Source organism: Tenuifilum thalassicum, from assembly GCF_013265555.1.
GTDB classification, from domain to species: Bacteria; Bacteroidota; Bacteroidia; order Bacteroidales; family Tenuifilaceae; genus Tenuifilum; species Tenuifilum thalassicum.
The window spans coordinates 2598426-2619260 of sequence record NZ_CP041345.1; the positions used below are offsets into that span (position 1 = coordinate 2598426).

The window sequence follows — 20835 nt, forward strand, 5'->3', positions numbered from 1 at the left end:
CCATGGTGATTCGAACAGCAAAATTCGTTGCTAGCTATCCTAGCGTGCAAAAATGTCCAAAAACTGATTTACCCGAGTATGCATTCATTGGCCGCTCTAACGTTGGTAAATCGTCGTTAATAAACATGCTAACCTGCACAAAGGCGCTGGCTAAAGTTTCACAAACGCCTGGCAAAACGCAACTCATAAACTACTACCTGATAAACGATGAATGGCATTTAGTTGATTTGCCAGGATACGGCTATGCAAAAGTTTCCAAATCGGAACGTGAAAAGTTTTCTGATATCGTACTTAACTACATTCTAAAAAGGGAAAACTTGCATCTTCTATTTGTTTTAGTTGATTCAAGGTTAGAGCCACAGGAAATTGACATTCAGTTCATAAACTGGCTAGGCATGAATCAGGTTCCCTTTGCACTAATATTTACAAAAACCGATAAGGTATCATCTACTGTTTTAGAGCAGAACATAGAGTTGCATAAAAAGGAGCTTCTGAAAACATGGGAAGAGCTACCACCATTTTTCACAACTTCATGTGTAACGCGCACAGGCCGCGAGGATGTGCTTAATTACATAGACTCGGTTTTTCAGGAAGCTAAAATAACTCATTGCCAGGTGTAGAGCATTCGCCATAAAATTTGTAAATTTGCGAGCATTAACGGAAAAAAATCCTAAGATGCACAGCAAACACCAAATAAAGTTCTTTACAGGACGGAGTTCGCGCTATTTGGCCGAAAAAATTGCCCAAAGTTTTGGCATTCCACTTGGAAAATCGACACTAACAGTTTTTAGCGATGGCGAGTTTCAGCCCTCTTTTGATGAATCGGTAAGGGGATGTACAGTTTTTATCATTCAATCCACATTTCCACCGGTTGATAATCTTTTTGAACTATTACTAATGATAGATGCTGCCCATAGAGCTTCGGCCTATAAGGTGGTTGCTGTAATGCCTTACTTTGGCTGGGCTCGTCAGGACAGGAAGGATAAACCTAGAGTTGCCATTGGTGCAAAACTAGTTGCAAACATGCTTGTTGCAGCTGGAGCCGATAGAGTTATGACCATGGATCTCCATGCCGACCAAATCCAAGGCTTTTTTGATGTTCCAGTAGACCATCTGTATGCATCTTCAATTTTTGTGCCCTACATAAAAGATTTGGGACTTGAGAATATTGCCATTGCAGCGCCAGACATGGGAGGCGCTAAGCGTGCAAACGCCTACTCTCGCTTCCTAAATGCTTCGCTTGCCGTTTGTCACAAAAATAGGGAAAAAGCTAATCAGGTTGGTGAAATGACTGTAATTGGCGAAATTGAAGGTAAGCACGTGGTGATTCTGGACGACATGGTTGATACTGCTGGCACACTAACTAAGGCTGCAGAACTTATGATGAGCAAGGGAGCCGCATCTGTCAGAGCCGTTGCTACTCATGCTGTACTTTCGGGCAATGCCTACGAACGTATTCGTGATTCTAAGCTCACCGAGCTAGTAGTTACCGACACTATACCATTGCGCAAAGACAAAGACACTTCAAAGATTAAAGTGCTTTCAGTAGCCGACCTATTTGCCGATGTGATAAATAAGGTTTACAACTACCAATCGATCAGCGAAAAATTCATCATCTGATACTTTTTTTTAAAAAAAGTAGTAATTTTGCGCTCCAATTCCCTCAAGTTTATGGGTACGATGGGGGGCTGAATAGAATGAGGGCAGCCCTGAGTAGTGCCTGAAGTAACACTAAAAAACAAAAAAATGAAAACAATTGAACTTTCAGCTGCGCTAAGAACTGAAACAGGGAAAAAAGCAGCAAAACAAGCACGCAAGTCGGAACTTGTTCCAGCTATTATTTACGGTGCTGGTGAAAACATTATGATTTCCCTCAATGAAAAAGAGGTGAATAAAGTAATCTATACTCCTAATGTATACCTTATCAAGGTTAATATTGACGGTAAGGTTTATGATACCATTCTTAAAGAGGTTCAGTTCCATCCTGTTACTGATAAAGTTCTACACATTGACCTTTTTAGAGTATTAGCCGACAAACCTGTAACTGTTGCTTTACCTGTGAATCTTGTTGGTCAAGCCGAAGGTGTTAAAATGGGTGGTAGATTACTACAAGTTGTTCGTAAGATTCGTGTTAATGGTTTGGTGAATAATTTACCAGACTCTATAGACGTTGATGTAACCAATCTTGCCCTTGGTAAAAGTATTATGGTTGGTGAGTTGAACTTTGAAGGCTTTAACATTGTAGAGCCAAAGAGCATGGTTATCGCTACAATTAAGGCTACCCGTGCTTCACGCGAAGCTGCTCAACAACAAGAAGAAGAATAATAATTTAATAAATATTGAAGTACCTAATAACGGGTTTAGGGAATATCGGAATTGAGTATTCCAACACCCGACATAATGTAGGATTTATGGTGTTGGACGCTCTCGCAAAGGCGTCCAACATTTCTTTTGAGGACTCTCGTTACGGTTCCATAGCTCAGCTCAAGCACAAAGGACGCACCTATGTCTTGCTTAAGCCTTCGACCTATATGAACCTTAGCGGCAAAGCCGTTAGCTACTGGCTACAAAAGGAAAAGATCGCTCTTGAAAACCTGCTAGTTGTTGTTGACGACATCGCCTTGCCACTTGGGGCAATTCGCCTGCGACCCAAAGGTAGCGATGGTGGCCATAATGGATTAAAGAATATCAATGATGTGCTTGGCACCCAGAATTATTCGCGGCTACGCTTTGGCATTGGAAATAACTTTAGCAGGGGCAGACAGGTCGATTACGTGCTTGGCGAATGGACCGAAGATGAGCTAAAAGTTTTACCTGAAAGAATAACGTTAGCTGGTGAGGCAATTCTTGCATTTGGGACTGTTGGCATTGAACGAGCAATGAATCTTTACAATAACCGATAGCAATGGCATCAATGCGAGTTGACAAATGGCTATGGTTTGTTCGTGTGTTTAAAACTCGAACACAGGCTACCGATGCATGCCGGAAGGGACGTGTCACTCGCGATGGCATTAACCTAAAACCATCGCAAGAAGTCCAGCCAGGCGAAACTATTACCGTTCGTAAACCACCAGTAAACTACACATTTAAGGTAAAGGATTTTCCCAAAAGTAGGGTTGGTGCTAAACTTGTTGAGAACTATCTCGAAAACCTGACTCCACCCGAAGAGCTACAAAAACTCGATCCTGCATATATGGCGTTTAACATTTACCGCGAACGTGGTACTGGCCGCCCAACCAAAAAGGAGCGTCGTGAGATTGACGAACTTCTTGACTCTGGAATCTCCGACTTTGATTGGGACGACACCTTTGACGTCGATGAGCTGTAGGCCTCAATGCCCCTTGGGGACAAATCTCAACCTAACCCTTCTTATACACTGCTGTTATTTCTGCTACAAAAAGCCTGTGAAAATCGCTTTTGGGATAGTGCTTCTCAACAATACCTTTATCAAGGAAATTTTCAGGCTTAAAATCATCTATGTAAAGCTTGCGACATTCAATGACTAAACGAGCCTCATTAAAGGCTATTGTATTCTGCAAGTTAGCAACACTTAATCCTGCAGCCTTTGTTTTATCTATTTCCCTTCCTGATTTACTACCACATAGATGAAGCGCATCTCTCCACCTCTCCTCAAAAAAGTTAAGCGTAAAAAAATCATTCTGCTCCACAAACCCAAGGGTGTAGCGTTGTGGTCTTATAAAAATAAAAGCAACTGGCTTGTTCCATAGGATTCCAAAACCACCCCACGAAGCTGTCATGCTATTATGCTTCTCCTTCTCACCAGCAAGGATGAGCATCCACTGTTTATCGAGCAAGTCAAATGTATTCTCATCTATTTCGTAGGGTGAAATGTAACTGTACTCACTTTTATTCATAACCATAAATTTTAATCGATTGATATTCCAAGGTAATTTCTTACTAAAAAGCCTATACCAAAAGTTAATGCCGACACACCAATGCTAATTACTACCATTTCAAAAAATCGATGTTTAAAATTTAGATTTTTGGCCACAGCAATATAAAAGTTAAACGAAGCAATTATCAGTATAGCAAAAATTAAGGTCAAACCTAATGCTAGCATATAGCTCTCAGAGAATATAAATGGGAGAATCAGAACAGCCACGGTAATTATATACGCTAAACCAGTGTAAACGGCAGATTTACCCGCGTGGCGATTATCGTTCTCGGTTTTTACAGATAAGTACTGCGAAGCAGCCATCGATAAAGAGGCGGCAATGCCAGTTATTAGCCCAGCAACTGCAACAAGACGAGTATTTTGCATGGCTAGACTAAACCCTGCAAGCGCACCAGTAAGTTCAACCAGGGCATCGTTTAGTCCAAGCACCATTGAGCCCGCATAGTCGAGTCGTTCTTCCTGAATTAGTTCAATAAGTTTGTCCTCATGCTCCTCTTCCGATTCTTTAACGGCCCTAAGTTCGGGCATATGAGGGATAACCCTTTCGTAAACTTTTTGGATTTTTGCCTCAGCCCTCTCCATCAACCTCAGGGCAAAGGTTAAACCAAGGAAACGCCCACACATTGTGTAAAACCATACAAGCAAATGCTTAGGTTTTATATCAACACCTGTTATCTGCTTGAATATATTATAATGCTTTAGCTCCTCTCCAGCAATTTTTGATAGCACCCCCTTATTGTTCTTATCCTTGGTAAGCTTTGCTAGATTTTTGTAAACATTATATCCAGTAATTTCTTCCTGTTGGAATAGTTTAGCATGTTTTACTAGTTCTTCTCGGGTCATTTCAAATTACTTTTTAGAGAAATGATTCTTTAATCTTGCAACAGTATTGGCAATAGTTTCAGCATTTGTAATCTGAACGGTGTTATCAGGCAGGACTTCAGATGTAAAACTCACACCGGTATGGTTAACGCTATATCGAGCGACAATTTCGCTCCCACTCATATGAAACTCTTTAACGCCAACCTTTGCTAAACCAAGTATGTTGCTATGGTTAATCCCACCACCTGCGATTATATTGATATATTCTCCACCAATAACAATCAACCTCTTTATTAGTTCAATGCCATCAGTAGCCCTACTTTTCTGTCCAGATGTAAGAAGATGTGTACAACCACACTCAACCAGTTCTTCAATCACTTTCTCTGGTTCAGGCATTATATCAAAGGCTCGATGAAATGTAAATGTCAATGGTTTTGCTGCTCTGACCAGTTCAAGTGTTCTTTCTTTATCTAGTTCACCATTTGATTTCAATACTCCGCTAACAATTCCATTCACGTTCATCTTTTTACAAATCTCAATATCGCGAAGCATCTGCCTAAATTCCATATCAGAGTATACAAAATCGCCTGGGCGAGGACGAACTAGCACATTAACAGGTATGCTTACCTGACTTAATGTTTCAGCAATACAACCAAACGAAGGTGTAGTTCCACCTACAAAAAGATTTTCGCAAAGTTCAATTCGGTTAGCTCCTCCCTTTTGGGCATTAATGGCACTCTCTACTGAATTCGCACAAACCTCCAAAGTGAACATTGCCTATTGTTTTAATATCGATAAAATTTTATCGCCTTGATTAATGCTGTACCCCGATGAGTTATAAAGGATACTACCATCGTGGCTAACTACAATTACAATAGGGTAAACAGCATCCTCGCCAAGGGACTGAATTACACTTTCTTCAAACTTACCACTTGAATCAACACCAAGCAAGGTGTTTTGTGGATAATCCTTACCTCCAAACACATTCTCCAAACTTAATTCTGATATTGCTTTTTCTTTGGCGCATACAATTGCTACAGGAATTGCTTCCAACTCCTTGTTTAACTGACTAAGATCATTCAGAAGATGCCTGGTGGGTTCCGAAAGCGGATTGATAATAGCAATTATTGCCGGGCTGCTCCCTGTAAGCTGCTCAATACTTTTTTCACCACCAACCAAAGGTAACGTAACATCTGTACTGATTGTATGATTGTTTCTTAACACTATATTGGTTGAGGGAAACTCAATACTAATATTTTGACCTTTATCACTCTCTACCTCTACATGGTAAATTTTACAACTAACGGCACCCGACTTATCCCGGTTGGCAGCAATTATCCTATAAAGGCCTTCAGGGAGTTCAAGGCTTGTAGGGAACTGGTTAAACTTATCGGAGTATTCAAAATCGAGCGTATTATACTTTCCGTTCTCAAACCTTGCTATGGTAAAGTGTTTGTAATATTTAGGGTTATCAACCGCACTATTAGGATCAATACTTATTGTTAGCGTCCCAGTAAGTGGCTGAGTAGTTTCCTCGGCATTAATCCCCTTAACATCTGCATAAATCCACATTCCATTCATAAGAAACTGTGGTTTCTTTGATGTAGGCTCAAGACGCGCAGGAATGCCAAAGCTACGACATGCAGCTACAAAAAATATCGATAACGAGTAGGCATCGGCATGTCGAATCTGGTAAACGCTTTCAGGACTCAGGGGTACTCTGTAGTAGTTACTCTCAATATCAAGAGTAATAAATTCGTTTAGCCATTTGGCTATATTTTGCGGATTGTTGCGGAAAAAGCCAATCTCTTCAAAAGAGAAAGCACTTTGAAGGAAGCTCCTCCATGGGGTAATAAACTCTCTTCCGATTCGAGGTGATAGTACGTATCTGTCAAAGTCAACCAAATCCTTATTATCAAGTAAAGCAGGGAAAGAATCGACGCAAGCTAGATGATCGGCTAAAACTTTGGCAGTAACATCACGGAAATCTTTTTCGCGAAGTGTAGCCAGCATAGCCATCCCAACTGTAACATCTTTTGCATCAAGATTTTTAATGAAGCTATATATCTCGTTCCAATTACCGCGACTTTTTGATAGATAACTCCACGTTTCGGAAATGCTTATACCTTTTTCCATAGCCAAGTTTGCTGCAGTAGAAGAATCGATAAAGGTTTTGATATATCGATTTCGCAGGTCATTCCCATGTTTTATGCGCTTGTCATGCTCTTCCGATTTTTTACTATCTACATTGGCAATCGGTTGTTCATCGGGAGGGACGAGCCTAAGAGTTCTGTTTGTAGAAGGCACCTTGTCGGACAGGGTTAATGTTATCGTATCTTGTGTTCGGTCTGCTTTTTCAAAAGCATATTTACCATTCTTTGAAGCCCAAATCATTAGATCACCAACACCTGTTGTGAGCTTGCATTTTCCTTTACTATTGGTTTGCAGTTTTGCAATAGGATAAAACTCGGCATAGTTGTAGAGCTGAAACTCCACATTTGCATCAGCAACAGGATTGCCAGACATATCGAGCACCGTAACCTCCAACTGACGAGTAGGAGCATAGTTTGGCATCAGGTTGATCTCGGTAAAGAACCTGGTTTGGTTTAACTTTTCTTCAGGGCCATCGTACTTTCCAAAAACGAAGGTTCGAGTCATCATGGCACGTTTAGCGGGGCCAGCAAACCATCCCCTATCCAACTCTGGCTCAGGCTCACAAGCTCCAAGAAAGTGCCATTTCCCATCTACATAAACTTCAACCCAAGCATGGTTATCGTCGGTGTGCGCCCAGCGCGGTGTGTAAACCTGCCGAGCAGGGATGCCCACTGAACGATAGGCAGCAACAGCAAAAGTTGACTCCTCGCCACATCTCCCAAATGCCGATTTTACAGCCGTTAGCGGTCCACAGGTGCGCTCATCAGTCGATTGGTAGGTAACCTTTTCATGACACCAGTAGTTTACCTCAAGGGCAGCCTGATAGGCATCCATACCTTTTAACCTATCCCTCAACTCTTCAAAAAACACCTCACGAGCATTGTCGGTATACTCATTATTCACTCGATAAGGGAGCACAAAGTGCAAAAAGATATCGGCAGGTGCTTTTCGTGCCCATCTAAACTCCTTTTGGGTTTTAAGGGCTAAACGAGCATTTTTAAGCACATATTCCGGCGAATGCATGGCAAGATCACTTAAAGGCATGTATGCATAAAGGAACTCAAAAGCCTCACGCTCCTTAGTGGTTAGTTCTGAATTAATTATGGTTAGTATTGTCGAGTCATACGACTCAACAAGTTTAACTCTGTCAAGAAATTGTTCATGGATCTCTTTGCGTTTACTACTATCCTTGATAAGATGACGATTAAAAATGCTATCGCACGATGTTAAAAGCACAAGTAGTAAAGCGCTGATTCCTAAAACTCTTTTCATGTTTGAGAGAATTTATATTCAAAAATAAAAGTACGGATTTTTTTTCAAAGAGAGTTAAAGAACTTCTAAAACCTGATTATAAAATAAAAAAGCCGCCCAAGTATTTGAGCAGCTTTAGAAAAAAATATCTACTTCTTCTATTTGGCTTGAATGGCTTCCCTTATTTTTGATTCTAACTCGCTTGCTAGTTCAGGGTTATCCAACAAAAGATTTCGAACGGCATCACGGCCTTGGCCCAACTTAGTATCACCATAGCTATACCAAGAGCCACTTTTCTTTATGATGTTAAACTCAACGCCTAAATCGATAATTTCGCCTGTTTTTGAGATGCCCTCGCCAAAAATAATATCGAACTCTGCTTTACGGAATGGAGGTGCTACCTTATTCTTGACAACCTTAACACGAACACGGTTACCTGTTGACTCCTCACCATCTTTTAGCTGATTTAGTTTCCTAATATCGACACGAACAGATGCGTAAAATTTAAGAGCATTACCACCAGTAGTAGTTTCGGGGTTGCCAAACATTACGCCAATCTTATCGCGAAGCTGGTTAATAAAAATGCAGGTGGTATTAGTTTTGCTAATTGTGGCAGTTAGCTTACGTAATGCTTGCGACATGAGTCGAGCCTGAAGCCCCATTTTACTATCCCCCATATCGCCTTCAATCTCTGCCTTAGGAGTTAGGGCTGCAACGGAGTCAATTACAATAATATCGATTGAGCCAGATCGAATCAGGTTATCGGCTATTTCAAGGGCCTGTTCTCCATTGTCGGGCTGAGCAAACAGCAGGTTCTCAACATCAACACCAAGCTTCTCTGCATATGTCCTATCAAATGCGTGCTCGGCATCAATAATAGCGGCTAGGCCGCCCTGCTTTTGTGCCTCTGCAATGGCATGTATGGCCAAGGTGGTTTTACCCGATGACTCTGGTCCATATATCTCAACAACACGTCCTCGTGGATAACCTCCAACGCCAAGCGCCATATCGAGCGCTATTGAACCTGATGATATGACTGGGATTTCAGAGACGGCCTTATCACCAAGTCGCATAATTGCGCCCTTACCAAAATCCTTTTCAATCTTATCGATGGTTGACTGGAGAGCTTTCAGCTTTTCCTTGTTAATCTCCTTCTTCTTCTGTTCCTTATTTTCAGTAGCTTCCATTTACTTATTTATTTCTGATAGTATTTGTTCAACATGCTCTTTGGTTTTCACTTTAGTGAAAACATGTGTAATAACTCCTTCTTCGTTAATTATAAATGTTGTTCGAAGGATTCCGAAATATGTTCTCCCATACATTTTCTTCTCTCCCCAAGCCCCATACTTTTCAGCTATTTCATGATTAACATCGGCAATCAGTTTAAATGGGAGGTTATGCTTGGCAATAAAATTTTTGTGCGATTTTTCTGAATCGGGACTAACACCAACCACTTCCAGCCCCAAGCCTTTCAACTCTTCGTAGCCATCTCGCAAACTACATGCTTCGGCAGTACAGCCGCTAGTATTGTCCTTAGGGTAAAAGTAAAGGATTAACTTCTTCCCCTTAAAGTCGGCTAAAGAAATAGTTTTCCCATCCTGATCTACTCCTACGAAGTCAGGTGCCGAATCTCCTGGTTTTAAATGAGTTGTTTTCATAGTATTATGTTTGTAAAGTTAGTTTTTTGTTGATTAAAATAAAACTACCTTCAAAATTATTTATTAACAATATTGGCAGTGTTTGGTTTTGAGCCAATGAATATTTTTAAGCAAAACATTCAGAATAAAATCGGGAAAAGCGGTAAGCAAACAAGCTGGAAATTCATAAATAAATCAAAATAACTCACCATAAACTAAAAACTATAACATGCAGAATTGTGGTGAACCGTAAAAGACTCTAATTAAACATCCTTAATCAAAAGCATAAAAAAAGCCCCCAAAAGTGGGAGCTTATATCATTAGCAAAATCAGCTTTACTCTAAGCTAACAAGAAGGAAGCCCTTACCAACCTTATCGCCAGGTTTAACATTAACTTCCTTAACCTTCCCAGCCGATGGAGCAATTATTCTGTTATGCATTTTCATAGCATCTAGAATAACAAGGACATCGCCCTCGTTTACCTCCTGACCAGGTTTAACCATAACATCAACAATGGTTCCTGGAATGAAGGCAGTAACATTTTTATCATCGAGTTTAGGATGTATCATACTCATCAAAATTTGGTTTACAATTGGCATTAATGTTTAGAATGGAGGTATTCCATGCTTTTTGAATGGTCGGTCGGCAACCTTAGTGCTCGACACTTCAAGGGCATGAAGCAGTAGCTTACGAGTTTCGCTAGGTTCAATAACAGTATCGATATACCCTTTGGCAGCAGCCACGTATGGGTTAGCAAACTTCTCCTTATACTCTTCAACTTTTTGACGGCGAACGGCTTCTGGATCCTCAGCAGCGGCAATCTCTTTACGGAAAATAATATTTGCTGCCCCTTCAGGTCCCATTACTGCAATCTCGGCACTAGGCCATGCAAAAACAAAATCGGCACGTAAGTGGCGTGAGCTCATTGCAATATATCCACCACCATATGCTTTACGAAGAATAACAGTCATTTTGGGCACTGTAGCTTCGCTATAAGCATAAAGGAGTTTGGCTCCGTGGCGAATCACACCTGCATGCTCCTGATCGATACCGGGGAGATAACCTGGCAGGTCAACCAGGGTGACAAGAGGGATATTGAACGCATCGCAATAGCGAACAAAACGAGCTGCTTTATCAGAGCTGTCAACATCAAGAACACCCGCCATAACCAAAGGCTGGTTAGCAACAAAACCAACGGTTTCGCCGTTCAAGCGGCCAAAACCAATAACAATATTTGCTGCCCATTTTTCTTGGATCTCAAAGAAGTCGGAGTCATCGGCTATAGCTCGTATAACATCCCTAACATCATATGGTTCTTTAGGATCGCCTGGAACGATATCCTCGATTTTATAACTTATTTTGGGCTCTTTAGGCTCAAATCTTCTCGCTTTTCGAGTGTTATTCCATGGTATGAAAGTGATAAGCTTTTTGATCTGCTCAAAACATTCATACTCACTCTCAGAATAAAAATGTGCATTACCAGTAATCATGGAATGCACTTTAGCACCACCCAAATCCTCTTGCGAAATTTCTTCTCCAAGCACCGACTTAATAACTTCGGGTCCAGTGATAAACATCTTGGAGATGTTATTCACCACAAACACAAAATCGGTAAGAGCAGGAGAATAAACAGCACCCCCGGCACAAGGACCTAGTATTACTGATATTTGGGGGATAATACCGCTCGATAAAGTGTTGCGCCAGAAAATTTCACCATATCCAGCGAGGGAGTTAACCCCTTCCTGTATACGAGCACCACCTGAGTCGTTAATCCCAATCAAAGGAATTCGCATGCGGAGTGCATAATCCATTATTTTAGTGATTTTCCTAGCATGCATAGATCCTAGGGAACCGCCAGCAACGGTAAAATCTTGAGCATAAATGGCAACAGGTGCTCCATAAATTGTACCAGTCCCTATTATCACACCGTCACCATGGAGTACTTTTCCATCCATCCCAAAATCGCGGGCTTCATGCTCAACAAACATATCATACTCGTTGAACGAGTCTTCATCAAGAAGAGCAATGATTCGCTCACGGGCAGTTAGTTTACCCATGGCAACCTGCTTGGCTACAGCCTTTTCACCGCCGCCTTGCAGAACCTCTTCTTTTCTTTTCTTGAGTTCTTCAATTTTGTTTTTTAAAGGCATAACTGTTTTTGTTAGTTTGTATTATTTGCCACCATTACCATGCATCTTGGTAATTTATCTGCAAGGTTACGAAATTGGGTTCAAATATAAAAGAAACAGGTCTCTTTTTTAGACCTGCCAATCCATACACCCCTAACTATAAGCACATTAGCCCACAAACAGATGTTTAATATCTATTTGGGAGCCATTCTGTAAAGTCCAATAGCAATAATTGCATAAATTATATTAGGTATCCAAACCGATAGTTCGGGCGATAAGGTTCCTTTAACAGCGAACATAGTTGAAAAACGCATAAAAACTATATATGAAAAGCTCAAGGCTAGTCCTAATCCAATATGAAACCCAATACCGCCCCTTACCTTACGCGACGAAAGTGAAACCCCAATGAGTGTCAAGATAAAGACAGAAAACGGATAGGCAAAACGGCTATACTTCTCAACAATCAAGTACTCAATAGTATCGGCACCCTGCAACTTTTGCTCCTCGATAAAATCATTGAGTTCAAACAGGTTCATTGTCTCAACAATTTTCAATCTTCGATTAAAATCTTCGGGAGTGAGATAAAATGTACTATCTATCTTATCGCCGCGTTCAATCTCCTCACCCTTATCGGTGTAATTTCTGATATAATAACGATTGATAGTCCACTTTTGCTTGGTAGAGTCCCATTGAGCATTATCGGCAATCAACTTGGAGACTAGCCTATTACCGTCAAACTTTTCTATTGAAAGATTATAGGCTGTGTTGTTGAAAGTATTGAACGAACTCATGTAAACAAACATCCCAGGCCTTACCTGTCGGTGTATGTTTCTATCGGTATTGACATAGGGTCGTTTTATATACTTTGACTCAAAATCAAGCCGAACTGCATTAGCCGGAGGAATTACAAAACTATTAAGGATGAATGAAAGAACAGCAATGAATAGGGCTGAAATAAAGTAGGGATAAAGCATTCGCTTAAAGCTCACTCCACTGCTAAGTATCGCAATAATCTCAGTGTTATAAGCCATTTTTGAAGTGAAGAAGATTACTGCGATGAAAACAAAAAGGGAGCTAAACAGGTTGGCAAAGTAGGGGATAAAATTCAAATAGTAGTGGAAGATGATATCGTATAGAGGTGCATCTTTTTCCAGAAAATCATCTATCTTTTCAGCAACATCAAAAATTACAGCGATGCCGATTATTAAGATTATGGCATAAAAATAAGTACCTATGAATTTTCTGATAATATACCAATCAATAATTTTCATAATTTCTACAATCGCCTTGAAACTTTTTTAACCATTTCGTTTTTCCATGCTAAAAAATCGCCTTCTAATATATGACGGCGGGCCTCTTTTACCAGCCATAAATAAAACCCGAGGTTATGAATGCTAGCTATTTGAGGGCCAAGCATCTCTTTTGCAATAAACAGATGGCGCAAATAGGCCTTTGTATAACGGCTATCAACAAATGTTGGGCCAAATGGATCAATTGGAGAAAAATCGTTCTGCCATTTTTTATTCCTAATATTGATAATGCCTTCGGAGGTGAACAGCATACCATTCCTTCCGTTACGAGTAGGCATTACACAATCAAACATGTCGACCCCTAAGGCAATAGATTCTAGAATATTCTCAGGGGTTCCAACCCCCATCAGGTATCGGGGTTTATCCTTGGGCAGAATGCCATTAACGACCTCCACCATTTGGTACATCACTTCTGCAGGCTCACCCACCGACAAACCTCCTATGGCATAACCATCACGGTTATATTTTTGAACGTTCTCAGCGGCACGTTTTCGTAAATCGGAATAAACACACCCCTGAATAATTGGGAATAGGGTTTGGCTATACCCATAATGAGGTTCTGTACTATCGAAACGCTGAACGCACCTATCAAGCCACCTCTCCGTTAAATCGAGCGATTTTTTAGCATAATCGTAATCGGCATCACCAGGAGGGCATTCATCGAATGCCATCACAATATCGGCACCAATTACGCGTTGAATGTCCATTACACTCTCAGGGGTAAATAAATGTGCCGAACCATCGATATGAGACCTGAACGATGCTCCTTGTGCAGTTAGCTTGCGCATATCGGCAAGGGAAAAGACCTGATAACCACCGCTATCGGTAAGTATTGGGCGATTCCAACTGGCAAACTTATGCAAACCACCAGCCTGTTTTAGAACGTCTAGTCCTGGACGCAAGTATAAATGATAGGTATTACCTAGTATAATTTGAGCCTTAATATCGTTCTCTAATTCCCTATGTAAAACACCCTTTACACTGCCAACTGTTCCAACAGGCATAAATATCGGTGTTTCAATCTGGCCGTGATCTGTTGTAATTAAACCTGCACGGGCCTGCGACTGCAAATCAGTCCCTAATAACTTAAATTCCATTTACTTACAAAAATAACTGCACAAAGATAACCTAAAAACTATAAAGGACGGGTTTCTATTTTGATTTGTTAGCTAAAACCTAAAGCATTATATATTAATGAGCCAGTGGGGCTCCTCGCTTATTGTTTCTCCAGCGTAGTAAACCCTCTCAAGATACAATCCAGGAGCAGGGGCTGTGAACTTTGCAGGAAGAGATGAATACTCATTGAAAAAGCGTTTAACATCACCTTCCGTAAGTTTCCCAATTCCAACCTGAACAAGAGTACCTACCATTCTGCGCACCTGTTTCCAAAGAAAGTGAGAGCCAACAATATGGATAAGAACCGAGTCGTCTATCTCAAAGACCTTGGCTCTTTCAATCTTAACAAGAGTAGAACCCCCTTCCTTATCTGGAGCACCAAACGACCGATAATCCTTCATACCTACATACTGTTTACATACCGTGGCCATTGCCTCAACATTTAACGGCTCTTTCACCCACCAGGAGTAATCCTTTCCAAAAGCTGTTCGTCTTTTTGAGATATGATAAACGTAACTTCGGTATTTAGCATCGTAACGAGCATGGAAACGAGGGTTTACTTTAATCATCTCATTTATGTTAATTGAGACAGGTAAAACCTCATTCAGACGTTTTAGAGCAATATACGGAGGCATGGCAGAATCAATATCAAGATGTGCTACTTGCCCAAGTGCATGGACTCCAGCATCGGTTCTACCTGCGCCATATAGTTCAAAGTTACTTATCTTGAATACATCCTTAATGGCATCCATCAACTTGCCCATTATTGTATCGGCATTTTTTTGGAACTGCCATCCTTTATATCTAGAGCCATCATACTCTATTGTTAACTTATATCTTGGCATCAGTTCGGATAATTATTTAAAAACAAAATTAGTTGAAAAAGGGATAAAAAAAAGTGGGTAAGCTACTTATATCGCACCGCTACAACCGCCTACCCTTGCTACCTTCCGGTCCTGGGGGGATTCAGCAGGAGCTGGTCGTATAAGACTTACCCGCTGCAAATATAGCTAAAGTTTACTTTGCCAATAAATATTTCTAACTTTTTTTAGCAATTTGCATATATTTGCAATGAAACTAAACCTATACTAAAATGGAAAAGAAATCGAACAGTATGCTTAAGCACTCCATGAACTATGGATTAATCATGGGTGTTTCATTAGTTATCTTAAGCCTAATCGTTTATTTAATGGGTATCCTAAAGCCTCCTTTTTGGGTAAGCATTATTAATTGGATTATTGTAATCGCAATAATTTATATTGGCTCAAAAAAGTATCGCGATGAAGTACTTGGTGGAGCCATTGGTTATGGTAATGCGGTGGGTTATGGTGTTCTAGTTTCAGCATTTAGTGCAGTTATCACATCATTTTTCACCATCCTTCTTGTTACAGTAATCGATCCAGAGTATGTAAATAAACTTTTAGTTGTAGTTGAAGAAGAAATGGTTAACAAAGGATTACCCGATGAGCAAATAAGTGCTGGATTGGAAATGTCTAAAAAATTCATGTCGCCAATATTTATGTTCTTTTCAGGTTTACTTGGTTCTGTTCTAACAGGATTAATAATTTCATTGATTACTTCAATTTTTGTTAAGAAGGAGGCCGCTCCTTTTAAAGACCAGGTGATAGAATAACATTCTCATGGATATAACAGTCGTAGTTCCACTTTATAACGAGGAAGAATCACTTCCCGAACTAATGGAATGGATTGATCGGGTTATGACTTCCAACCATTTCACCTACGAGGTTATCATGGTTGATGATGGCAGCAACGATAACAGCTGGGGAGTCATTGAAAGTTTGAAGCAAAAGTATAGCAACCTTCGCGGTATAAAGTTTCGTAGGAACTATGGCAAATCGGCTGCGCTGCAGGTTGGTTTTACCGCTGCCACAGGCGATGTGGTTATCACCATGGATGCCGACCTGCAGGACAGCCCCGATGAGATACCCGAACTTTATAGAATGATTAAAGAAGAAGATTTCGATATTGTTTCGGGTTGGAAGAAAAAGCGTTACGACCCATTGCTTACCAAACGAATCCCGAGTAAGCTATACAATGCTACCGTTAGAATGGTAAGCGGAATAAAGCTCCACGACATGAACTGTGGGCTTAAGGCTTACCGAAGCAATGTGGTAAAAAGCATTGAGGTTTACGGCGAGATGCATCGTTACATCCCAGTTTTAGCCAAACAGGCTGGATTTAGACGTATTGGGGAAAAGGTAGTTCAGCATCGAGAACGTAAGTATGGTACATCCAAGTTTGGTTGGACTAGGTTTATCAATGGATTTCTCGACCTCATGTCGGTTATTTTTGTTTCTAAATTTGGCAAAAAGCCAATGCACTTTTTTGGCTCTCTTGGCACACTCATGTTTCTGACAGGGGGTGCCATTGCAGCATGGCTTATAGGTAGTAAGCTTTGGGCTCAATACCACCATCTAAAATACCGGCCAGTAACCGATCAGCCCCTTTTCTACATTGCATTAGTGGTAGCAATTGTTGGCGTACAACTATTTACAGCAGGTTTTATTGGCGAACTGGTCTCGCGTAGCTCATCGGACAGAAATGTCTACCTAATCGAAAAAGAGCTATGATTCAAAGAATTACAAAAACTATTGCTAAACAACATAAGTTTAAATAGTACGATAATCGTACTATTTTTTTTTATTTGTATTAACTAAAGTTTACAACTATGAAAGCACTACTTAATCACCGCTCAATCAGGAAATACAAAGGCGACCCAATTGACGATTCGTTACTTCAAGAAATACTAACCGCTGGCACACGTGCATCTACCACGGGCAACATGCAGGTTTATAGTATTATTGTAACCAGAGACGAAGAAGTAAAACGCCAGCTGCTACCCTTACATTTTAACCAGCAAATGGTAATGCAGGCACCCGTTGTACTAACATTCTGTGCCGATTTTAACCGGTTTAACAAGTGGTGCAAACAGCGCAATGCCAATCCTGGTTACGACAACTTCTTATCATTCTTCACTGCCGCTATTGATGCCCTACTTGCCGCTCAAAACGTTTGCATTGCGGCCGAAGAAAAAGGTTTGGGAATATGTTACCTAGGAACAACTACATACACCGCCGATAAAATTATTGAGGTGCTAAAGCTACCCAAAGGTGTGGTACCAGTAACTACAGTTGTAATGGGCTACCCCGACGAACAACCTGAATTAACGGACCGTTTACCTCTTGCGGGTGTTATTCATCATGAAGTTTACCATGATTATTCTGAAGGTGATATCGATCAGATTTACCAACAGAAAGAGTCCTTACCGCTCACTAAGAAACTCCTTGAGGAAAACAAAAAAGAAACATTAGCCCAAATATTTACCGATAACCGTTATACCTTAAAGGATAATGTGACTTTCTCCAAGAACCTACTTAAAGTACTGGAGCAGCAAGGCTTTATGAACAACGACAGAACGGAGTAATTTCTGTTACTAAATAGTTGAAAGGGTGAAAGCAACTAAAGATTCACCCTTTTTTTTATTTTATCAGATAAACAAAAGATAATCTATTTATTTTTTACTGGTATAATCCCATAACACCTTATCTTAGCACTAAAATTTCTACATGGAGCAGGTTGACATCTCAAAACTTTACCTATTAGTCGAGGATTTTTTTAAAAACGACACCACTGGCCACGACTGGTGGCATGTTATAAGGGTTACCAAGCTCGCATTGCAAATTGGCCAAAAAGAAGGAGCCAATCTGGGAATGGTGGAGCCAGCTGCTCTTGTTCATGATTGTGACGACTGGAAATTATCTGCCGGTGAAGGCTATCCAAATACGATACATATCCTTTCGAATGCAGGGTATAGGCAAAAGCAGATAGATGAAATTATAGAAATTGTGAAACAGGTTTCCTTCAAAGGAGCAGGTGTTGACACCACACCCAGCTGTATTGAGGCAATGGTGGTACAGGATGCCGATAGAATCGACGCAATAGGGGCAATTGGTATAGCAAGGGCATTTGCCTATGGGGGCTCTAAGAATCGCCCTATGTACCTTCCCGAGGTCAAACCTCAACTACATCAATCATTCAACGAGTACAAGTCTTCAAAAAGCCATACCATCAACCATTTTTATGAGAAGCTACTACTTCTAAAAGATAGATTAAACACTCCTACAGCCCAAAGAATTGCTAAGGAGCGCCATGATTTCATGGTAAATTATCTGGAACAGTTTTTCAACGAATGGAATTTTGAGCAATGACCATTGCTATCATAGACATGGGCACCAATACGTTTAATATATTGGTTGCCAACACTTCGGGTTATGTAATTCATGAAAGCAAACTTCCCGTAAAGCTAGGCCAAGGAGGTTTTAAGCAGGGTCAACTAACAAAGCAGGCAATGCAAAGGGCATTTGGTGCAATTGACAAGCACATCTCCACTGCAAGAAGGCTCGGCGCAACCAAGTTCTTTGCATTTGCCACTTCTGCCGTTCGCGATGCTTCAAATAGAGAATTCTTTGCAAATGAGGTGAAAAGTAAATTTAATATCGATGTTGAAATCATAGATGGCAAACGCGAGGCAGAACTTATTTGGAAAGGGGTTAATGCAGCCTTGAATCTAGGGAATACCCCCACCCTAGTGGTTGATATTGGAGGCGGCAGTAATGAGACAATCATTGCCAATGGGACGGAAATTTTCTGGCTGCAAAGCTTTAATCTTGGAGTAACCAGAATAGCAGAGCAGTTTCCAATTTCGGATCCTATCAAACCCGAGGAGCTAAACACGATTGAAGGGTTTATGCTTGAAAATATAAAACCGTTGCTTAGCCAGGCAAGCATATTTAACCTTCAAAAGCTAGCAGGAAGTTCAGGTGCTTTCGATTCTTTTAGAAAGATTTTAGCATCTAAAAATATTATAGCCTCAACCGATAGGCCGTGGGCTGAGATTCCCGTTAGCGATTATATGGAACTGCACAGGTTTTTTGTAACATCAACTCACAACCAGCGCCTTGCGCTTCCTGGTCTTGACCCCATTAGAGTTGACCTTATTGTTCCTGCCTCTATATTCGTAAACGTTTTGGTCCAAAAATTGAATATCAAAAAAATTATACAATCCGACTACACGCTAAAAGAGGGATTTTACGAAGAACTTAGAACAAGAAGCAATGGGCAATTTGGAAATACATCAAGACGAAACTGTTAGATATAAAGTAGGCAGTTTAAACTTGAATATTAACAACCTCACTTCCATTTTGGCAAGCACTATCTATTTTTTCTATATTTACACAAAAATATAAGAATATGTCAAAAATACTTGTTATTGATGATGAAAAGGCAATACGCAACACACTAAAAGACATACTAGAGGTAGAAGGGCATACGGTAGATGTTGCTGAAGATGGCCATATGGGGCTAGAACTGTTTAATGGTGGTAAATACGAGATTGTACTTTGTGATATTAAAATGCCACAGATGGATGGCATTGAGGTACTAGAAAAGCTACAGGAACAGCAGCCCGATGTACCTGTAGTAATGATTTCTGGCCATGGCAACATCGACACGGCTGTTGAAGCCATAAAAAAAGGAGCTTTCGATTTCATTGAAAAACCTCTCGACCTTAACCGTTTGCTCATCACTATCCGCAACGCAACCGACAAAACCACATTGATACAGGAAACCAAAACGCTAAAGCGGAAGGTATCAAAAGCATACGATATAGTTGGCGAATCGCCTGCCATTGTAAAGGTTAAGGAGATAATTGACCGTGTTGCACCTACCGACGCCCGCGTACTAATTACTGGGCCAAATGGGACAGGGAAAGAGCTTGTTGCTAGGTGGCTACATGAGAAAAGTAATCGTGCCAGCATGCCATTCGTAGAAGTGAACTGCGCTGCAATTCCTTCAGAACTTATTGAAAGCGAGTTATTTGGACACGAAAAAGGAGCTTTTACCTCGGCCATCAAACAGCGTAAGGGTAAGTTTGAACAAGCCGATGGAGGAACTCTTTTTCTCGACGAAATTGGCGATATGAGCCTTAGCGCCCAAGCCAAAGTTCTTAGAGCACTTCAGGAAAATAAGATTAGCAGGGTTGGTAGCGATAAAGACATCAATGTAAACGTTAGGGTTATTGCCGCAACAAACAAAAACCTAACACAAGAAATCGAAAAGGGGAATTTCCGCGAAGACCTTTACCATCGTCTAAGCGTTATCATTATTAATGTTCCTCCTCTTTGTGAGAGGCTGGAAGATATCCCTTTGCTTGCCCAACATTTCAACGAACAAATTTGTGATGAGTATGGGATCCCTCCTAAAACCATTACACCTGATGCTATTGATGAGCTTAAAAAGCTAAAATGGACTGGAAATATTCGTGAACTGAGAAATGTGGTTGAACGCCTAATAATTCTTTGCGACAAGGAGATTACGGGAAAAGATGTAAAAGCATTTGCCGCTCCAAATATCTAAATAAATTCTAAGTTTCTAATAAAAAAACAGGTGATTTCGTACTGAAACCACCTGTTTTGTATTTG

General features: G+C 40.6%; 22 protein-coding genes and 1 other RNA gene. 11 read left to right on the forward strand and 12 right to left on the reverse strand.

Annotated features, from left to right (window positions below):
• The first annotated feature begins 2 nt into the window (after positions 1–2).
• The 5 genes from yihA to FHG85_RS10750 all read left to right on the forward strand — a co-directional run bounded on the left by yihA (position 3) and on the right by FHG85_RS10750 (position 3328).
• Entirely contained in the window at positions 3–620 is a 618-nt protein-coding gene (gene yihA / locus FHG85_RS10730) for a ribosome biogenesis GTP-binding protein YihA/YsxC (RefSeq protein ID WP_173075745.1), read from the forward strand.
• 55 nt (positions 621–675) lie between these two features.
• Positions 676–1620 carry a ribose-phosphate diphosphokinase gene (locus FHG85_RS10735; protein ID WP_173075747.1) on the forward strand — a complete coding sequence of 315 codons (945 nt, stop codon included), beginning with the start codon at positions 676–678 and terminating at the stop codon, positions 1618–1620.
• A 126-nt stretch (positions 1621–1746) separates the two neighbouring features.
• The gene (locus FHG85_RS10740) at positions 1747–2325 is read left to right on the forward strand and encodes a 50S ribosomal protein L25 (RefSeq protein WP_173075749.1); all 579 of its coding nucleotides are present in this window, start codon (positions 1747–1749) and stop codon (positions 2323–2325) included.
• A gap of 14 nt (positions 2326–2339) precedes the next feature.
• Positions 2340–2903, forward strand: coding sequence for an aminoacyl-tRNA hydrolase (gene pth, locus FHG85_RS10745; RefSeq protein ID WP_173075751.1), 564 nt, complete (start codon positions 2340–2342; stop codon positions 2901–2903).
• Between the two features lie 2 nt (positions 2904–2905).
• A complete protein-coding gene (locus tag FHG85_RS10750) occupies positions 2906–3328 on the forward strand; it encodes an RNA-binding S4 domain-containing protein (protein WP_173075753.1) in 423 nt (140 codons plus the stop codon).
• Between the two features lie 31 nt (positions 3329–3359).
• Here FHG85_RS10750 and FHG85_RS10755 read toward each other — a convergent pair whose 3' ends face one another.
• The 12 genes from FHG85_RS10755 to ffs all read right to left on the reverse strand — a co-directional run bounded on the left by FHG85_RS10755 (position 3360) and on the right by ffs (position 15332).
• Entirely contained in the window at positions 3360–3881 is a 522-nt protein-coding gene (locus FHG85_RS10755; RefSeq protein WP_394366218.1) for a flavin reductase family protein, read from the reverse strand.
• A 5-nt stretch (positions 3882–3886) separates the two neighbouring features.
• On the reverse strand, positions 3887–4759 hold the full coding sequence (locus FHG85_RS10760) for a VIT1/CCC1 transporter family protein (protein ID WP_173075757.1): 873 nt from the start codon (positions 4757–4759) through the stop codon (positions 3887–3889).
• 6 nt (positions 4760–4765) lie between these two features.
• Entirely contained in the window at positions 4766–5512 is a 747-nt protein-coding gene (locus tag FHG85_RS10765; RefSeq protein WP_173075759.1) for a copper homeostasis protein CutC, read from the reverse strand.
• 3 nt (positions 5513–5515) lie between these two features.
• Positions 5516–8164: a transglutaminase-like domain-containing protein gene (locus tag FHG85_RS10770; protein ID WP_173075761.1), complete on the reverse strand. Its 2649-nt coding sequence runs from the start codon at positions 8162–8164 to the stop codon at positions 5516–5518.
• A 137-nt stretch (positions 8165–8301) separates the two neighbouring features.
• Positions 8302–9330: a recombinase RecA gene (recA, locus tag FHG85_RS10775; RefSeq protein WP_173075763.1), complete on the reverse strand. Its 1029-nt coding sequence runs from the start codon at positions 9328–9330 to the stop codon at positions 8302–8304.
• Positions 9331–9801: a thioredoxin-dependent thiol peroxidase gene (gene bcp, locus FHG85_RS10780; protein ID WP_173075765.1), complete on the reverse strand. Its 471-nt coding sequence runs from the start codon at positions 9799–9801 to the stop codon at positions 9331–9333.
• Between the two features lie 314 nt (positions 9802–10115).
• Entirely contained in the window at positions 10116–10355 is a 240-nt protein-coding gene (locus FHG85_RS10785; RefSeq protein WP_173075767.1) for a biotin/lipoyl-containing protein, read from the reverse strand.
• A gap of 30 nt (positions 10356–10385) precedes the next feature.
• Complete coding sequence (locus tag FHG85_RS10790) at positions 10386–11930, reverse strand: acyl-CoA carboxylase subunit beta (RefSeq protein WP_173075769.1); 1545 nt, start codon at positions 11928–11930, stop codon at positions 10386–10388.
• A 173-nt stretch (positions 11931–12103) separates the two neighbouring features.
• Positions 12104–13180, reverse strand: coding sequence for an LptF/LptG family permease (locus FHG85_RS10795; RefSeq protein WP_173075771.1), 1077 nt, complete (start codon positions 13178–13180; stop codon positions 12104–12106).
• 5 nt (positions 13181–13185) lie between these two features.
• Positions 13186–14316 (reverse strand): tRNA guanosine(34) transglycosylase Tgt, encoded by a 1131-nt coding sequence (gene tgt / locus FHG85_RS10800; protein WP_173075773.1) that lies wholly within the window; start codon positions 14314–14316, stop codon positions 13186–13188.
• An 87-nt stretch (positions 14317–14403) separates the two neighbouring features.
• Positions 14404–15180, reverse strand: coding sequence for a tRNA pseudouridine(38-40) synthase TruA (gene truA / locus FHG85_RS10805; protein WP_173075775.1), 777 nt, complete (start codon positions 15178–15180; stop codon positions 14404–14406).
• Positions 15181–15238: 58 nt separating this feature from the next.
• Positions 15239–15332, reverse strand: an RNA gene (gene ffs / locus FHG85_RS10810) — signal recognition particle sRNA small type.
• Between the two features lie 96 nt (positions 15333–15428).
• Between ffs and FHG85_RS10815 the strand changes: the two genes are divergently transcribed.
• The 6 genes from FHG85_RS10815 (at position 15429) to FHG85_RS10840 (ending at position 20770) form a co-directional block, all read left to right on the forward strand.
• On the forward strand, positions 15429–15968 hold the full coding sequence (locus tag FHG85_RS10815; RefSeq protein ID WP_173075777.1) for a DUF4199 domain-containing protein: 540 nt from the start codon (positions 15429–15431) through the stop codon (positions 15966–15968).
• A gap of 7 nt (positions 15969–15975) precedes the next feature.
• Positions 15976–16926, forward strand: a complete 951-nt coding sequence (locus FHG85_RS10820; protein WP_173075779.1) for a glycosyltransferase family 2 protein — start codon at positions 15976–15978, stop codon at positions 16924–16926.
• Positions 16927–17024: 98 nt separating this feature from the next.
• Complete coding sequence (locus tag FHG85_RS10825; RefSeq protein ID WP_173075781.1) at positions 17025–17780, forward strand: nitroreductase family protein; 756 nt, start codon at positions 17025–17027, stop codon at positions 17778–17780.
• A 142-nt stretch (positions 17781–17922) separates the two neighbouring features.
• The gene (locus tag FHG85_RS10830; RefSeq protein WP_173075783.1) at positions 17923–18564 is read left to right on the forward strand and encodes an HD domain-containing protein; all 642 of its coding nucleotides are present in this window, start codon (positions 17923–17925) and stop codon (positions 18562–18564) included.
• A complete protein-coding gene (locus FHG85_RS10835; protein WP_173075785.1) occupies positions 18561–19508 on the forward strand; it encodes a Ppx/GppA phosphatase family protein in 948 nt (315 codons plus the stop codon). The genes FHG85_RS10830 and FHG85_RS10835 overlap by 4 nt, the downstream gene beginning before the upstream one ends.
• 98 nt (positions 19509–19606) lie before the next feature.
• Positions 19607–20770: a sigma-54-dependent transcriptional regulator gene (locus FHG85_RS10840; protein ID WP_173075787.1), complete on the forward strand. Its 1164-nt coding sequence runs from the start codon at positions 19607–19609 to the stop codon at positions 20768–20770.
• The last annotated feature ends 65 nt before the right edge of the window (positions 20771–20835 follow it).

Excerpts from the sequence above, each read along its gene's own strand:
- yihA (WP_173075745.1), top strand. The coding sequence starts at position 3 with ATGGTGATTCGAACAGCAAAATTCGTTGCTAGCTATCCTAGCGTGCAA.
- FHG85_RS10735 (WP_173075747.1), top strand. The coding sequence starts at position 676 with ATGCACAGCAAACACCAAATAAAGTTCTTTACAGGACGGAGTTCGCGC.
- FHG85_RS10740 (WP_173075749.1), top strand. The coding sequence starts at position 1,747 with ATGAAAACAATTGAACTTTCAGCTGCGCTAAGAACTGAAACAGGGAAA.
- FHG85_RS10750 (WP_173075753.1), top strand. The coding sequence starts at position 2,906 with ATGGCATCAATGCGAGTTGACAAATGGCTATGGTTTGTTCGTGTGTTT.
- FHG85_RS10755 (WP_394366218.1), bottom strand. The coding sequence starts at position 3,881 with ATGGTTATGAATAAAAGTGAGTACAGTTACATTTCACCCTACGAAATA.
- FHG85_RS10760 (WP_173075757.1), bottom strand. The coding sequence starts at position 4,759 with ATGACCCGAGAAGAACTAGTAAAACATGCTAAACTATTCCAACAGGAA.
- FHG85_RS10765 (WP_173075759.1), bottom strand. The coding sequence starts at position 5,512 with ATGTTCACTTTGGAGGTTTGTGCGAATTCAGTAGAGAGTGCCATTAAT.
- FHG85_RS10770 (WP_173075761.1), bottom strand. The coding sequence starts at position 8,164 with ATGAAAAGAGTTTTAGGAATCAGCGCTTTACTACTTGTGCTTTTAACA.
- recA (WP_173075763.1), bottom strand. The coding sequence starts at position 9,330 with ATGGAAGCTACTGAAAATAAGGAACAGAAGAAGAAGGAGATTAACAAG.
- bcp (WP_173075765.1), bottom strand. The coding sequence starts at position 9,801 with ATGAAAACAACTCATTTAAAACCAGGAGATTCGGCACCTGACTTCGTA.
- FHG85_RS10785 (WP_173075767.1), bottom strand. The coding sequence starts at position 10,355 with ATGAGTATGATACATCCTAAACTCGATGATAAAAATGTTACTGCCTTC.
- FHG85_RS10790 (WP_173075769.1), bottom strand. The coding sequence starts at position 11,930 with ATGCCTTTAAAAAACAAAATTGAAGAACTCAAGAAAAGAAAAGAAGAG.
- FHG85_RS10795 (WP_173075771.1), bottom strand. The coding sequence starts at position 13,180 with ATGAAAATTATTGATTGGTATATTATCAGAAAATTCATAGGTACTTAT.
- tgt (WP_173075773.1), bottom strand. The coding sequence starts at position 14,316 with ATGGAATTTAAGTTATTAGGGACTGATTTGCAGTCGCAGGCCCGTGCA.
- truA (WP_173075775.1), bottom strand. The coding sequence starts at position 15,180 with ATGCCAAGATATAAGTTAACAATAGAGTATGATGGCTCTAGATATAAA.
- FHG85_RS10815 (WP_173075777.1), top strand. The coding sequence starts at position 15,429 with ATGGAAAAGAAATCGAACAGTATGCTTAAGCACTCCATGAACTATGGA.
- FHG85_RS10820 (WP_173075779.1), top strand. The coding sequence starts at position 15,976 with ATGGATATAACAGTCGTAGTTCCACTTTATAACGAGGAAGAATCACTT.
- FHG85_RS10825 (WP_173075781.1), top strand. The coding sequence starts at position 17,025 with ATGAAAGCACTACTTAATCACCGCTCAATCAGGAAATACAAAGGCGAC.
- FHG85_RS10830 (WP_173075783.1), top strand. The coding sequence starts at position 17,923 with ATGGAGCAGGTTGACATCTCAAAACTTTACCTATTAGTCGAGGATTTT.
- FHG85_RS10835 (WP_173075785.1), top strand. The coding sequence starts at position 18,561 with ATGACCATTGCTATCATAGACATGGGCACCAATACGTTTAATATATTG.
- FHG85_RS10840 (WP_173075787.1), top strand. The coding sequence starts at position 19,607 with ATGTCAAAAATACTTGTTATTGATGATGAAAAGGCAATACGCAACACA.